Below are 14,943 nucleotides of genomic sequence, written 5' to 3' on the forward strand. Positions count from 1 at the left end.
CCCAAATTTTTTCTACTGGAAAATTCAACCCCAAAAAAGTCCGACCGACCTATTCCTGCACTAACCGTGGTGCCGCGCAATGAATAAGGTCGCACTGAACAAACTGCAACGGGAACTGCAGCGCCGGGAACGGGCGCTCGAATCAATCGAGGCGTATATGGACTATATGCGCCCGACTGGTTTGAAACCGTTTCTGTATCCGCCTGAACCGCATCACAAGGTTGTTATCCAACGCCTTGAAAATCTTGCAGCGGGTGACGTGCTGAAACAGATTGTGTCGATGCCCCCGGCTTCTGCAAAGTCCACCTATTGCACCGTCATTTTTGTCACATGGCTGTTGGCGAAATTTCCCGACCTGTCTGTTGTTTGCGTATCGAACCGTAAAAGCCTGTCTGAAGAATTTTCTCGGATGCGCCGGAACATTTTGAACACTAAAGAATGGCAGGCGCTGTCCGGTACTTCCCCTGCAAGCAATTCAAAAAGTCTGGAACGCCTCGGTTTAGATTCGGGCGGCGTGATTTATTCGCTTGTGGCCCTCGGTACTATTTCCGGTTTCCGTGCCAACCTGATTGTCTGCGATGACGCGATTAAAACCGCAGAGCAAGCCGCCAGTCGGCAACAAATGGAAAAACTGGAACGCTGGTATTTTCAGGAACTGCGCACTCGCCTGTCTGGCAAATTCCGCCGCGAACTGATGATCGGTACGCGATGGTCTGGCTATGACCTCACCGCGAAAATGTTGGAAGCGGTCGAGGATGACAAAGAGAACTGGAATTACTTGCGCATCCCCTTGGTCGCTGACAGTGACGACGACCCTGTTGGTCGCAAAAAGGGCGAAGTGTTATGGCCCGACCAGTACCCGCCAGACGAAGTGCGCAACATTCAGAGCCGCCCTGAAGATTACAAAACGCAGTACCAGCAGTTACCGGCAATCCAGAAAGGTGAATGGGTACACCCCCGGCACTTCCACCGGGCAAATAAAATCCCGCGCTCACTGACAATGGTATGCGGTATCGACATTGCATTGACGATTGGGCGCGGTGATTTTACCTGCATTGTCGTTTGTGGCGTTGACGCCAACAAAAACGTTTACGTTCTGGATTTGTACCGGAAGCAATGCAGCGCAGATTTATCTTGCGAGGTAATGCTGTCACTACAGAAGCAACACCAGTTTAAACACGTTTTCTGCGACAACGACAACAACAGTAAAACGTGGGGGCAATTGCTGCAGCAAGGCGCCCGTCGTACGAATGTATTTGTTCCCCTTCAGCTAGTACCGATGGCGAACGCTGACAAAGAAGTCAGAGCGGCTGCGCTACGGGCCGCACTGCTAAATGATCGCGTATTCTTTTCCCCTGCAAGCTGGAACGCTGACGTGTTCCGTGAAATGACAGAATTCCCCCACGGCAAGCACGACGATTTTGTTGACGCGCTCGGTCTGGTACTACGGCGACTGCCGCAAATATCGCTACCGCAATTGCCACTGCAACAGGCGCCGGAACTTCAACGGCAGTTAGTACCACACGAACGCGGTTTCGCGCTCAACGGCACCATCGACGAGTTATTCGATATACGCGAATCAGACCGAAAAATTTGGAACAAAGGAAGAATTTAGTGAGCAACTTAATTCAGCAAAAAGCCATCCTGATAAATCAGCACGCAACATTGATGGCAGTAGCCCAAGAATCTATGCGACGCGGCGAAGCCGTTGACCCGAACGTTATCAGTCACATTCGGGATATAGAAAATTTTGCCCGCGCCAACTACAACGAATTCCAGCTTCAGGACATGATGCGGCAAAGCGACCAACGCCAACATGATTTAAGCGTTCGCTTTAAAGACCATCACCAAATGCAGGAAAACAAAAAGACCGCCAACGAACTACTTGATCGCATTCAGGAAGTTACCGATGGCATGGCCGGTATCGAAGGTGGTTTAACCCCGAGTGAAGTCGCTGCCATTTCCAGAGGCGAAAAAGTCACACGCCGCAATAAAGAAAAGCAATCGTGGGACGAAGACAAGATTGCAAAGGCAGCCGGAACCACAAAACAGAAAATGCACGAACGCGAAAAAAAGCTGGATCACTTAAACGATATATTCCGGCTGCGCGGTGAAGAAGAGTACAAGCGCGCACTGGCAAAATCTGAATTCAGTCACGAAGACGTGAAACAGTGGCGCGAAGGTGGATCACTCGCAATCGGTATGCAAAAACGACTGGCGGAACGCACCAAAGATTTACCAGACGAAGTGGACTACGAACCCGACGGTCGCGACCAACGCCGCGCACAAATCCTGCAGGCGTGCGCAGATAATGAGCCACAAACTTTTGACCGTGAAGAGATTCACGAAAGCTACCTTAACCACACCGAAATCAATCGCGATGGCGAAGAAATCCCAAGTCGTACCGCTGACATCGCCGCCGCCTTTCAGAAACACGGACTTTAAGAGGGAACGACAATGGCCATGAACTTTGCACTCGCTAAACGCGCAAGAACCCCCGCACTTGCTGACGCAGCCTATGGGCAAGCCAGAATTCAGCAAGCGTATGACCAAGCCGAACAGGAACGCAAAGCCCAGTTGCAATCCGACATTATGGGCCTTGGCACAACTGCACTCGGTTCAGTCGCAAAACCTGCAGCAGCCGCGATGGCACAGGGCGGTTTAAGTGCTGGCCTTGGTGCCCTTGGCCCCGTTGGATGGGCTGGCCTTGCTGCGCTCACACTTGGCTCACTAATGAGGTGATACCGTGGAAGAGTACGAAGATTTTGGGGGAATGCGAATTCCCAAAATGGCTATCAATAAAATTCGGGAAGGTATTCGCGCAGAGCAGCAAGCACAACAACTGCAAGATGAGCGCAACCGGAATTTTAAGCGACGGTCACAGTTGGGCGGCGTGCGCGGTCAAGGTATGGCCGCCACCGCCCCCTCTGCGTTCAAAGCCGCTGATGTATTGCTCAACAACTACAACGTTGACAAGCGCGAAGAGGCACTACTTGCAAAGCAACAGGCGGCAAACGAAAAAGCGTCCGAACTTCAGGCCCTGCAGGCGATGTACAAATTGACCAGCAACGGGAACAAGATCAAGCGCGGCACCCCCAACCCGGATTTATATACCGGCGAAAGCTATGACCAGTATTTAAACACCGGAAGTTTGTCATCACTGAAACTGCGCCCGGATTTAAAAACGGTCAACGTTGGCGGTGTTACCTATGCCTACGATCAAGCCAGCGGTGAAAACAAAGGCGCGATTGTCGATCCTGAAACCGTAGCGGAAACAGCCGGTGATATTTCCAGCTCTGAAAGAGGCGCAGCCAATCGGCAAGACCGCGCAACCGACTTGTTTAAGCAGGCTCAGGAATTAACGTCCACGATCCCTGAATATGAGGGCTTGATTAGCGCGATAGATCAGGGGGCATGGACAGGAAAAGTTTCAGATTTTCTGCCAACAATCCGCCAAGGTTCGATTCTGTTTAACAACGTGAAGAACCGCCTCGGTTTGAAGATGCTGAATACTTTCCTCACTGGCCCTGCAAGTGATACCGATGTGAAATTGCTGCAACAAACGGCAGTCCCGCCGGGCCTGTCCCCTGCAGAAACCCGGAAGTGGGCACAGGATCGCATTGCCGCACAACAGCGCCTTGCAAACGGCATATCTGCCTATGCGCGCTTTCTGGAAAACAAGGGAACGGAAAGCGAGTGGTACGAAATGCAGGAAGAACTTAATCGCCTTGAAAAACGGGCAAAACAACAACAAGAGTAACGACAATGGCACTTTCGGAAGAGGAAGAACAGCGCAGGCGTGAACTGCGGGAAAGACTCGGCCTGTCTGTTGAGGAAGTGCCCGCGCCTGCAGAACCCGTAGACGAACAGCGCATTCAGCAATTGCGGCAGACATTGGGCCGCGAAGAAATTGCAGCGCCCGCACCGTCGCCGCAGTCAGAAGAAATTCCCGAATACGATCAAATGTTCGCGTGGGCGCCCGAATTCGCAGCGGCAGTCAATCGCGGCGTCACCAACGTTGCGGATTTTCTAACGACAGATCAGGTCAACGCCGTTTCCGAATTGATGGGTAGTGATTTCCGAATGCCTTCAATCACGGAAACATTATCACCAGCGACCGCTGGCGGCTTTATGCAACCGGGACTGGCCCGTGACATTGTGCGCGGTGCCGGTGAAGTCGTACCCGCCGCATTGTCTGGCGCTGGCATTGCGACCCGTGCCGCACAGTCTGCAGGCCCCGCCGCCTTTGAAGCAATGAGCGCGCCGGGACAAATGCCGACCTACCAAAACCTGTTGGCGCAAGCGCTACGCGGCATGAGCGGCAGTACACCGGGGCGTGAAGCCGTTGCCGGTGCGGTTGCAGGTGGCGGTGCCGTTGCCGGTGGTGCTATTGGCGAACGTATCGGTGGTGACACCGGAAGACAGGTAGGCGAAATGCTTGGTGGCCTTGCTGCGCCTATCGGTGCGCATGAAGCGGGGCGCGGTGCGTCTGTCCTTACTCGCGCACTCGCCCGCAGCCAGATCAAGCCGGAAGCACAGGCAATGCTGGATCAGGGGATTCCCCTGTCCCCCGGCATGGCCTACAAAAGCGATGCCCCTGCAGTTCTCGAAAAGGTGGCCGGTGCAATACCGGGCGCCGCTGGCCCAATTGGGAAAATGCAGGACGCCGCAACCGCTGGCGCACAAAAAATTATTTATCGGGCCGTGTCACCTTATGGCCGTTCCGGCCCAAGTGATCCCGATGCCGCCATAAAGCAACTAAAAGCAGAATTTAACGACGCATACAATGATGTATACGCCGGTATCAGACCGGAAACGCTCGATCAACAGAGTTTTGAGCAAGGGGCAGCGTCACTTTCTGGTCGTTATTTTCCGCAGCTACCAGAAGACAACGTGAAAACGGCAAGCAATACGATCGAATACGTTAAAGACCAGATCGTTAAATTTAAACAGACCGGCAACCCGCAGATCATCAAAGACCTTGATAAAGACCTCAAAGCCGCCGTTTCCGATTCTGGTAGACAGCTCGAAAAAGAATTCTTTACCGGGCTACGCGACAGTTTTCATCGTGCATTTCCAGAGCAGGCGCAGGCGTTAAGGTTTGTCGATGGTAAGTATGCGGAATATGTGCGACTGCGTGACGCCAAGGAATACATCGCCTCGGAAGATCGCGGCGGCGTAGTTGGCCCCCGGCAGCTATCAATGGCGGTCGCTAAAGGTGGTCGCGGCGGCAAGATGGCGGAAGGCGAGGCACTGCTACAGGATGCGTCCAGACTGTTTAGGGACACCGTGGGAAGGCCACTCACAGAGCGCACGTTTATGGGCCTTCCCCTGCAGGCAGTGACATATCCCGGCGCGGTACTGGGCGGCGGTGCTGGCGCAATGATTGATCCCACTGCGACCGGGGCGGCGATGATGGCAGCGTATGGCATACCTCGCGCTATGGCGTCCGAACCGATGCGCAAACTACTGACCGGCACCAGCCCTAGCCCAATGAGCCGACAGCGGGCGCTGGCGGCTGCATTGCGTGCCAGTGCCATTACAGGGGGCGACGATGAAAATTAACCAAGAAGGCGTACAGGCAATTTTGGATTTGGCCGCGATGGGATACCGGGAACATTTTGAAGAGAACCCCGACCCAATCAATCTTGATGAGTTTGCGTATTCACTCGCTGGCACGGTCGCACAAACATTTTACGCAGGCCATCTAAGCCCTCGCGAAGCCTACGCAGCCGAAGAGCGATTCTGTGAAATGCTCGCTGCAGGTGCGCAGCGCTGGATACAACGCAACCGCCCGGAAAAGGTATTGAACTGATGGCAAAGAACAGACCGTCAAACCTACCGGCAGAACCCCGGCTGACCCCGAGAATGTCAGAGCTGGCGAACCCAACAGCGGCAGACTTGGATGGCGGCTTGAACCCCGGTGGCAGTAACAGCAACGCCGATGGCGTCCACACTGGCAGCTACAATCTGAATCAAGAGCTGACTTCAGGATGGTGGCGGCAGATATATTTTGAAAACCTGATGGGCCAGCATATCGGCATAGGTCAGAGCGACCCTGAAGACAAGATATTGGTGCAAGGCGTTCAAACGCGATTCATTCAGGCCAGCACTGACATACCTGTTGGGCAACGAGACCCCGCGACGGGACTCTACAACGCCACCGGGCAAGTCGTGCCCGCTGGTGCATGGTTCTGGGGGCTGGATGGCTACCCGCTGTTCCAGCGCGTCGCAGTGACCAGCAACGGACAGGAACCGCGCGTGACTGGTGGCGGTGCTGACTTCAGGGCGGTGGCGATATGAGCGACGGAACGGAAGACTGGCAGCCTGATAACACTTCCCGGTTTGGCGTCGCGTGCCGACCCGGTGAAGAGCCTCGCCAACTGACCCCAGAACCTCAACCGGAAATCAGGCAGCGAACTGAGTACGGATACATTGGATTCAAAGGTGAGATTGTCGGGCCATTCTCAGCAATCGACCGGGCATGGCTTTTAGGCAAGCTCGATAACCCCCGGCAGCGTGGACAAGATGGACTACCCCGGAAGGAACCCCGCCCCACTACCCCTGCAGGCATTGTCCCGCCACCTACCCCTATCGGCTGAAAACTACCTGCTTTGGCCCCGGTCACTTTTTGACCAACAACCTAAAAACAAAAAACTACCTAATCGACTACCTAATTTGATTTTGGCGCCACGCGAAAATCTCGAAAACCCTTATATAGCAACGTTTTCCTACAGATCACCCCAAAAGGTCGAGAATCTGCGCAACATTCCTTACCTGCAGGAGCTGCAGTCCACCGCTGACCTAGGCTCCGCGGATATCGAGCTGGAATTCCCCTTCGGGGTGGACATCCTGGAAACCCAGATTCGCGTCAACAATGCCCTCACCCAGGTACCCTCCTACCCAGAAAATGTCGACGAGCCGCGGGTTTACGCCACTTCCTTTTCATCCAACGCGTTTATGTATTACCGGATTTACCCACTGCCGGGCAACCCGCGCAATCTGGACATGGATATATTGCGGGACTACGTGGAAGACAATGTGCGCCCGCGGATGTCTGGCGTCCCGGGGGTAGCCCAGGTGGATGTGGGCAGCGGTGCCGAACGGCAAATCCAGATCCGCCTCAAGCCTGAGCGGCTGGCCGAACGCAATCTCACGCTGGCCGAGGTGCGTGCAGCGATCAGCGCGCGCAACCGGGATATCTCCGGTGGCGAAGTGGAAAGCGGCAAGCGCCGTTACCTGCTGCGGACCCTCGGCCGCTTCAAAGATCAGGAAGAGCTGCGCGCACTGATTCTGCGCCGAGATGGCGACGGTATTGTGCGCCTGGGTGATGTCGCCGAAATCCAGCTGGACCACTTCAAGATCCGCAGTCGCGCTTATGTGAACGGACAATCGGTGATTTTCCTGTCCATACGCAGGGAGAGTGGATCCAATGTCATCGATATCAAGCGGGCCATGGTGGAAGAGGTAGCGAGGATCAATCGCGAACTTCTGGAACCCCAGGGGATGACTATGGCCCTCACCGCTGACGATGTGGGCTATGTGGAAGCGTCGGTGTTCAACGTTTGGAAGAACCTGCTGCTGGGTGCGCTGCTTGCCACCGCAATCATGTACGGGTTCTTGCGGTCGTTTCGCACTACCGCGCTGGGCGTGGTGGGCATTCCCATTTGCACCATTGCCGCCTTTATCGGCCTGCTGCTGGCCGGACGCACCATTAACGTCATTTCACTGGCCGGCGTGGCCTTCTCCATCGGCATGACCCTCGACAACAGTATCGTGGTGCTGGAGAGTATCGAACTGGAACGTCGCCGTGGACTGGATCGGCTGCAGGCCGCCATTACCGGTGTTAAAAAGGTGTGGCCTGCGGTACTCGCATCGACACTGACCACTGTGATGGTGTTTCTGCCGGTGGTGTTTATTGCCGAGGAGGCCGGGCAACTCTATTCCGACATCGCCATCGCCATTTCCGCATCCATTCTGGTGTCGATGCTGGTGGCCATTACCGTCATCCCTACGGCCAGCGCACGCCTCAAGTTTGACGGCAACCGCGCGGAGAACATAGAGGAAAAAATAGAGGAGACCATTACCCACAGCCGCTTGCGTCACGCGATGGTGGGACGGATTCAATGGCTGCTTGCTACCGCCACCAGGCGTCTTTACTGCATCGCCCTCATCACAGCCATCAGCCTCGCCATTGCCCTGCTGTTGACGCCACCCGCGGAATATTTACCCGAAGGCGAAGAAGCCAAAACCTTCGCCAGTATGAACGCACCGCCGGGCTACAACCTCGCCACCATGAACGCCATTGGCCTCGAACTACAGGATTATTTTCTGCCATTTGTGGATCAGGACCCGGACCTATTCAATGCCGGCGAGGCCGAGGTACCGGCAATGAAATTTTTCATTATCAGCGTGTCTCCGCAGCGCCTGCGCATCATTGCTGAAACCACAGACCCCAGGCATATCGACGAGCTGATGGAGATTATCGTGCGCAAGTACGAGCGCTATCCCGGTATGCGCGCCTTTGCTACCCGCGGCTCCATCATTAGCAGCAATGATGGGGGCACCCGCAGTGTCAGCCTGGACATTTCCGGGGCCAACCTCGCCGACCTTTACCAGGTCGCGCGCACCGCCTACAGCCGTGCCCAGGAGATCTTCGATAATCCGAACATCCAGACCCAGCCCACCAGCCTGTCCCTGGCGCAACCGCTACTGCAAGTAAAACCCCGGTGGGAACGCGCGGCGGAAGTGGGCATGACGGCGGAAGATATCGGCTTTGCCGTTGCGGCACTGACCGACGGCGCTTTCGTGAACGAGTTTTTTCTCGACGACGACAAGATCGATATGTACCTCTACAACCAGCAGGGGCCGGAAGCGACCATCGAAACCCTTGAGCAGATTTCCGTCTACACCCCCACCGGCGCCGTGCTGCCCCTGTCGGAACTTGCACACATCGAGGAAACAGTTGATACCACTACGGTGCGCCGTATTGATGGCCGCCGCACCGTCACCCTGAATATCATTCCACCGCGCTCCGTCGCCCTGGAAACTGGCGTGGAGGCTGTGCGCTCGGAGCTCGTGCAATTTATGCGCGACAACGGCCAGGTGCCGCTCGGTGTTTCCATGAATATCTCCGGTGCCGCGGATCAGCTGGATGCCACTCGCGAATCACTGGGGAGCAACTACCTGGTAGCGCTCGCCATCATCTATTTACTGATGGTGGCGATCTTTGCTCACTGGGGGTATCCACTACTAATCATGACCACGATTCCACTGGGCATTGCCGGTGGTATTGCCGGCCTCGCGCTGTTGAATCTGGTGGGGGCCATTCTGCGCAGCATGGGGTTTGAAGGGATTCACCAGCCGTTCGACATGATCTCCATGCTGGGTTTCCTGATCCTGATGGGCACGGTAGTGAACAACCCGATACTGATCGTGCACCGGGCGATTTCCAACCTGAAAGATGAGGGCATGCACGCCGTAGAAGCGGTATCCGAAGCCGTGGATTCCCGTCTGCGCCCCATCGCCATTTCCACCATGACCACCATCTGTGGCCTGGCGCCGCTGGTGTTTTTACCGGGTGCCGGCACTGAGCTCTATCGCGGGGTGGGCGTCATCGTGATGGCGGGTATTATCGGTGCGACCATCGTAACGCTGACCCTGCTTCCGGCGCTCACCGTATTTGCACTGGACTGGCACGAGCGACATGAGCGACACGCCGCCAGAGACAGCCAGAGCAATCGCGGCCAGAACAACTCCGGCGCCCCCTGATGCAGGATGAGATCAATAACCTGAGCCAACTACTGCGGCAGCTGGAACAGCGTTCGCAAGGGCGTGACCGCGTTACCCTCGCCTTGGTACTGGAAGCGCTGGGGCAACGCTCTTTCGCGCCCCTGATTCTTGTAGCCGGGCTGATACTCTTCTCACCGCTTTCCGGCATCCCGGGCATGCCGACGGTAATGGGCCTGCTGATCTTGCTGGCCTCCCTACAAATGCTGTTACTGCGCCGCCATTTCTGGCTACCCCAGTGGATGCTGCAAAAATCCATCAACGGCGCCAAATTTCAGCGCAGCCTGCGCTGGCTGCAACGACCGGCGATGTTTGTTGACCGCTGGCTGCAACCGCGCTTGCCCTGGCTGGTGCATCGCGGCGGTACTTACCTGATTGCTCTGGTCTGTACCGCTTTGGCACTGGCGCTACCGGTAATGGAAATTCTTCCCTTCTCCGCGAGCATCGCCGGTCTTGCCTTGATGGTATTCGGGCTGGCACTGGTTGCGCACGACGGCCTGATTGCTCTACTTGCACTGATGGTAACGGGGTTGCTCGCTGCGCTCCCGTTACAGATTTGGCTTTGAGTGACCGGAGCCTGCAGGGGACTCTCCCAGCCCAAGCACCCGCGGAAACTTCACCAATACGGCAAGCGCGGTCAAATCGTAAACAGCGTGCCAGACAATGACCGCAAGCAGACTGCCGCTAAACCAGTACACGGCGCCAAGTAGCAGGCCCATGACGGCCGTAATCAGAAAATAAATAAACGAGGCGTAGTGCAACAAACCAAAAATCACAGACGCCACCACCAGCCCCACCAGTGGGGTACTGAAAGACCCTATCCAGGGCTGTAAAAAGCCGCGAAACAGCAACTCTTCACAAACGCCCGCAGCCAGTGCCAACACGCAGATATGCCACCAGCTCAAATGGCGAAATACACTATGTAGCGCTTCACAGTGGGCCCGCATCGTCGCGCCGACGCCGGTATTCGAGCGGGTAATCCCACGGCCAACCCAGTAGCTCACAAGCGCACCCGCTATGCCCAATGCAATAGCCCCGAACGCACTCGACAAAGTCCCGGCATTGATGCCCCAGAACACCGTCACATCACTGAAGTAGAGCCCGACCCCGGCAATGGCCAGCGCCACCAGTTGCACGGCGAGTGCGGCCACCAGGATCCGCTTTGTCGACACACTTTCCGCGCGCACCGTTTTTTCATCCTTCTCTGCTTGCACGGCCACGGCTGCCTCGCCCCCTGCTTGTTTCATCATCTACCGGTTCCTTGAATTTGTGACCATACCGTCTTCGCTCCACTGGCGCCCTGACTATACCCGGTAAGAGTCTGCGGCACCCCGCGCCAAGAGCCAACCAGGCCTAAAACTATCAGACAAAAAACAATGATCAGGTAAAACTATCAATACCATTAAAATCAATAATTTTTATCAACAACTCACATCCAATAGTATTTTTCCCGTACCCGATAACCTGTTTTCAAAAACGGCCCCAAAACGACGGGGCAAAAATTCTCTCAGGAGATAAGGAAATACCATGGCTAACTACATCAACAGCGAAATCAAACCGTTCAACGCCAAGGCTTACCAGTCTGGTGACTTCTTCGATGTGTCTGACGCGGACCTGAAAGGCAAGTGGTCTGTGGTCTTCTTCTACCCGGCGGACTTCACCTTTGTGTGCCCGACCGAACTGGGTGACCTGGCGGACAACTACGCCGAATTCCAGAAGCTGGGCGTTGAGATCTACTCCGTATCTACCGACACCCACTTCACCCACAAGGCGTGGCACGACACTTCCGAAACCATCGGCAAAATCCAGTTCCCGATGATCGGCGACCCCACTGGCAAAATCACCCGCAACTTCGGGGTGATGATCGAGGAAGAAGGCATCGCGGACCGCGGTACTTTCGTCATCGACCCGGAAGGCAAGATCCAGATCGTTGAGATCAACGCCGGCGGTATCGGCCGCGACGCCCAGGATCTGCTGCGCAAGATCAAGGCCGCCCAGTATGTTGCCGCCCACCCGGGTGAAGTCTGCCCGGCCAAGTGGAAGGAAGGTGAAGAAACTCTGGCTCCTTCTCTGGACCTCGTAGGCAAAATTTAAAGCCTCCCCGCCCCGGCAAATTCGAAGTAATACGCTTGCTGGGAAGGTGCTGATACCGGGTACAACCTTGTGAGACCGTCTGCGGCCAGGACGGCCGCAGCCGAGCCCCCATGGATGGGTTTACGGCGTGTCTCACAAGGTTGTACCCGGTAGCAGCACCGCCACAACGCTTGAAAAGAACTACCCAAGAATTTCAGGACACACCGATGTTGGACGCAAACGTAAAGAAACAACTGGACACCTATCTGCAAAATATCGTCACTCCGATCAAGATCAGTGTGTCCGCCGACAGCAGCCCAAAAGCTGTTGAACTGAACAACCTCGCCAGTGAAATCGCCGGCCTCTCCAGCAAGATTGAACTGAAGCAGGAGAGCCGCAAGCGCACTCCGAGCATGGCCATCGCCCCCGCCGGAGAAACCCCGCGCGTCAGCTTTGCTGGCATCCCCATGGGACACGAATTCACCTCCCTGGTGCTCGCCCTGCTGCAGGCCGGCGGCCACCCATCCAAGGCAGATCCGGCTTTGCAGGACCAGATCCGCAACATCCAGGGTGAATTCCACTTTGAAACCTATATTTCGCTGTCCTGCCAGAACTGCCCGGACGTGGTTCAGGCCCTGAACCTGATGGCGAAACTGAACCCGAACATCACCCACGAGATGATCGACGGCGCCCTGTTCCAGGAAGAAGTGGACGAGCGCCAGATCATGGCGGTACCCGCTGTTTACCTGAACGGCGAACACTTTGGCCAGGGCCGTATGGGCCTGGAAGAAATCGTGGCCAAGATTGATACCGGCGCCGAAGCGCGCAAGGCGGAAGAGCTGAACGAGCGCGCGCCCTACGACGTACTGGTGCTGGGCGGTGGTCCCGCCGGCGCCGCGGCTGCGATTTACGCGGCGCGTAAAGGCATTCGCACCGGTTTGGTGGCAGAGCGCTTCGGCGGCCAGGTGATGGATACCGTGGGTATCGAAAACTTTATCTCGGTGCCCTATACCGAGGGCCCGAAACTGGCGGCGAGCCTCGAGCAGCATGTGAAAGAATACGGTGTAGACATCATCACCGGTCAGCGTGCGGCCGAGCTGAGACGCAAACAGATGATCGAGCTGCAAATGGAGAGCGGCGCCACCCTGGCGAGCAAATCCGTGGTGCTTGCTACCGGCGCCCGCTGGCGCGAACTGGGCGTGCCCGGTGAGGCCGAGTACCGCACCAAGGGTGTGGCCTATTGCCCGCACTGTGACGGTCCCTTCTTCAAGGGCAAGCATGTGGCGGTGATCGGTGGCGGTAACTCGGGTATCGAGGCTGCAATCGACCTGGCGGGTATCGTCAAGCACGTTACCGTGCTGGAATTCGCCGATACCCTGCGAGCGGACGAAGTCCTCGTACGCAAGGCGCGCTCCATGGCGAATATCGACATCATCATTAACGCGCAGACCACCGAAGTACTCGGCGACGGCAGCAAGGTGAATGGCCTGCAGTACACCGATCGCGTCAGTGGCGAGAGCAAAAAACTGGAACTGGCCGGTGTATTCGTACAGATCGGCCTGGTACCCAATACCGAGTTCCTGAAAGACAGCGGCCTGGCCATGAACCGTATGGGCGAGATCGAGATCGACAGTCGCGGTGCAACCTCAATGCCCGGCGTGTTCGCTGCAGGTGATGCGACGACCGTGCCCTACAAGCAGATTGTGATTTCCATGGGCGCCGGTGCCACTGCCGCGCTAGGAGCCTTCGACCATCTGATCCGCACTTCTGTCAGTGACGAAGCGGAAGAAAGCCTGTCGATGGCGAGTTGAGCGCAATACTAGACCCAAACCTGGATGCCGGTTTCCCAGCGGTATCCGGTCCTCTCCCGGCGGGCGCACCCCGCTCGCCATCTCTGGGAAACATCCTCAATGATTGCTTGTAGCCGGCGCCAGCCGGCTTTTTTTGTCTGCGCTGTTTACTCGTCTTCCGCCCGCTTTCACCTGATGCCCCTTACTTACACAGAAGCATTCCTCTACAGTGAGATCACAGCAACAAGGATGATGAATACAGAATGTCTTTTGCCAATAATAAAAATTACCAAATCTACTATGAGTGTCACGGATCCGGTCCGGCCATTGTCCTTCTTCACAGCTTCCTGTGCGATGGAGAAATGTGGTCACCACAGGTAAAGATGCTCTCCGCGCACTTCCGGGTAATCAATATCGACATCCGCGGCCACGGTCGCTCCGACGTCGCTGACGCCACACTGGATATTTATGATCTGGTGGACGATGTGGTGGCGGTGCTGGACCAGGAAGGCATTCAAAGTGCTACCTGGGCGGGACTGTCCATTGGCGGCATGATCGCACTACGTGCCGCGTTTAGCGTACCCGAGCGGGTCAGTCACCTGGTATTGCTGGACACCCACGCGGGTACCGAAACCCGCTTCAAGATTGCCAAGTACAAAACACTGGTGTTGCTGGCAAAACTGTTGGGAATCCGCCCGATGCTGAACATTGTGAGCAAGCTGATGTTCGGTCGGCATACCCTGCGTGAAAAGCCGGATCTGGTGGCACATTGGAAAGAGAAGTTTGCCGCGATGCCACTCGTCTCCATACAAAACATGGTCGACGCCCTTTGTGGCCGGGATTCATTGAAATCCCGTCTGGCGGCAATTTCCCAACCGGCGGTGGTGATTGTTGGCGAGGAAGATATCTCGCTGCCGCCACCCTGCTCCGCAGCGATCGCCGAGCGACTGAAAGATGCAAAACTTGTGGTGATCAAACACGCCGGACACCTGTCTACGCTGGAGCAGCCAGACAGGGTGAACGAAGCCATGTTGGATTTTCTGTCGGTGCAAATACCGTCTATACAGGACGATGAATAATCCGCCATACAATGCGCTGGTCACGACCTTGACTCAGACCATGGATCAAACTGCAGTGCGGATTGCGGTGTGGATTGTGGTGATGGCCCCTGGCCTCGATTCGAGCGCCTAATCGACGGTTATGTGGAGCCTGGGTCACAGGCCTTTAACAATCCTTTACTGGCCACTGGAATTCGCGACTGATAGTGTTTAGCCTCAGAACTCAGCAGTCT

Annotated in this window: 12 protein-coding genes; 11 read left to right on the plus strand and 1 reads right to left on the minus strand. The window is 56.0% G+C overall.

Annotated features, from left to right (window positions below; genetic code table 11):
• Positions 1 to 79 precede the first annotated feature (79 nt).
• The 8 genes from terL (at position 80) to M0G74_RS09075 (ending at position 10,355) form a co-directional block, all read left to right on the plus strand.
• Positions 80 to 1,615 carry a phage terminase large subunit gene (gene terL / locus M0G74_RS09040; RefSeq protein WP_248216284.1) on the plus strand — a complete coding sequence of 512 codons (1,536 nt, stop codon included), beginning with the start codon at positions 80 to 82 and terminating at the stop codon, positions 1,613 to 1,615.
• Entirely contained in the window at positions 1,615 to 2,445 is an 831-nt protein-coding gene (locus M0G74_RS09045) for a hypothetical protein (RefSeq protein WP_248216285.1), read from the plus strand. Before terL ends, M0G74_RS09045 begins: the two co-directional genes overlap by 1 nt.
• Before the next feature lie 301 nt (positions 2,446 to 2,746).
• Positions 2,747 to 3,760, plus strand: coding sequence for a hypothetical protein (locus tag M0G74_RS09050; protein ID WP_248216286.1), 1,014 nt, complete (start codon positions 2,747 to 2,749; stop codon positions 3,758 to 3,760).
• Positions 3,761 to 3,894: 134 nt separating this feature from the next.
• Positions 3,895 to 5,565 carry an MEDS domain-containing protein gene (locus tag M0G74_RS09055; protein WP_248216287.1) on the plus strand — a complete coding sequence of 557 codons (1,671 nt, stop codon included), beginning with the start codon at positions 3,895 to 3,897 and terminating at the stop codon, positions 5,563 to 5,565.
• Complete coding sequence (locus M0G74_RS09060) at positions 5,555 to 5,815, plus strand: hypothetical protein (RefSeq protein WP_248216288.1); 261 nt, start codon at positions 5,555 to 5,557, stop codon at positions 5,813 to 5,815. Before M0G74_RS09055 ends, M0G74_RS09060 begins: the two co-directional genes overlap by 11 nt.
• Positions 5,815 to 6,303, plus strand: a complete 489-nt coding sequence (locus M0G74_RS09065) for a hypothetical protein (RefSeq protein WP_248216289.1) — start codon at positions 5,815 to 5,817, stop codon at positions 6,301 to 6,303. The genes M0G74_RS09060 and M0G74_RS09065 overlap by 1 nt, the downstream gene beginning before the upstream one ends.
• A gap of 381 nt (positions 6,304 to 6,684) precedes the next feature.
• Positions 6,685 to 9,771 carry an efflux RND transporter permease subunit gene (locus tag M0G74_RS09070; RefSeq protein WP_248216290.1) on the plus strand — a complete coding sequence of 1,029 codons (3,087 nt, stop codon included), beginning with the start codon at positions 6,685 to 6,687 and terminating at the stop codon, positions 9,769 to 9,771.
• A complete protein-coding gene (locus tag M0G74_RS09075; RefSeq protein ID WP_248216291.1) occupies positions 9,771 to 10,355 on the plus strand; it encodes an exopolysaccharide biosynthesis protein in 585 nt (194 codons plus the stop codon). Before M0G74_RS09070 ends, M0G74_RS09075 begins: the two co-directional genes overlap by 1 nt.
• Here M0G74_RS09075 and M0G74_RS09080 read toward each other — a convergent pair.
• On the minus strand, positions 10,338 to 11,039 hold the full coding sequence (locus M0G74_RS09080; RefSeq protein WP_248216292.1) for a CPBP family intramembrane glutamic endopeptidase: 702 nt from the start codon (positions 11,037 to 11,039) through the stop codon (positions 10,338 to 10,340). The genes M0G74_RS09075 and M0G74_RS09080 overlap by 18 nt on opposite strands.
• A gap of 277 nt (positions 11,040 to 11,316) precedes the next feature.
• On the opposite strand from M0G74_RS09080, the gene ahpC reads away from it, so the two are divergent.
• The 3 genes from ahpC (at position 11,317) to M0G74_RS09095 (ending at position 14,731) form a co-directional block, all read left to right on the plus strand.
• A complete protein-coding gene (ahpC, locus tag M0G74_RS09085) occupies positions 11,317 to 11,883 on the plus strand; it encodes an alkyl hydroperoxide reductase subunit C (protein WP_160153878.1) in 567 nt (188 codons plus the stop codon).
• A gap of 206 nt (positions 11,884 to 12,089) precedes the next feature.
• Positions 12,090 to 13,673, plus strand: coding sequence for an alkyl hydroperoxide reductase subunit F (ahpF, locus tag M0G74_RS09090; protein WP_248216293.1), 1,584 nt, complete (start codon positions 12,090 to 12,092; stop codon positions 13,671 to 13,673).
• Positions 13,674 to 13,915: 242 nt separating this feature from the next.
• A complete protein-coding gene (locus M0G74_RS09095; RefSeq protein ID WP_248216294.1) occupies positions 13,916 to 14,731 on the plus strand; it encodes an alpha/beta fold hydrolase in 816 nt (271 codons plus the stop codon).
• Positions 14,732 to 14,943 lie beyond the last annotated feature (212 nt).

Origin of the sequence: Microbulbifer sp. CAU 1566 (assembly GCF_023156515.1) — a bacterium.
GTDB lineage: Bacteria > Pseudomonadota > Gammaproteobacteria > Pseudomonadales > Cellvibrionaceae > Microbulbifer.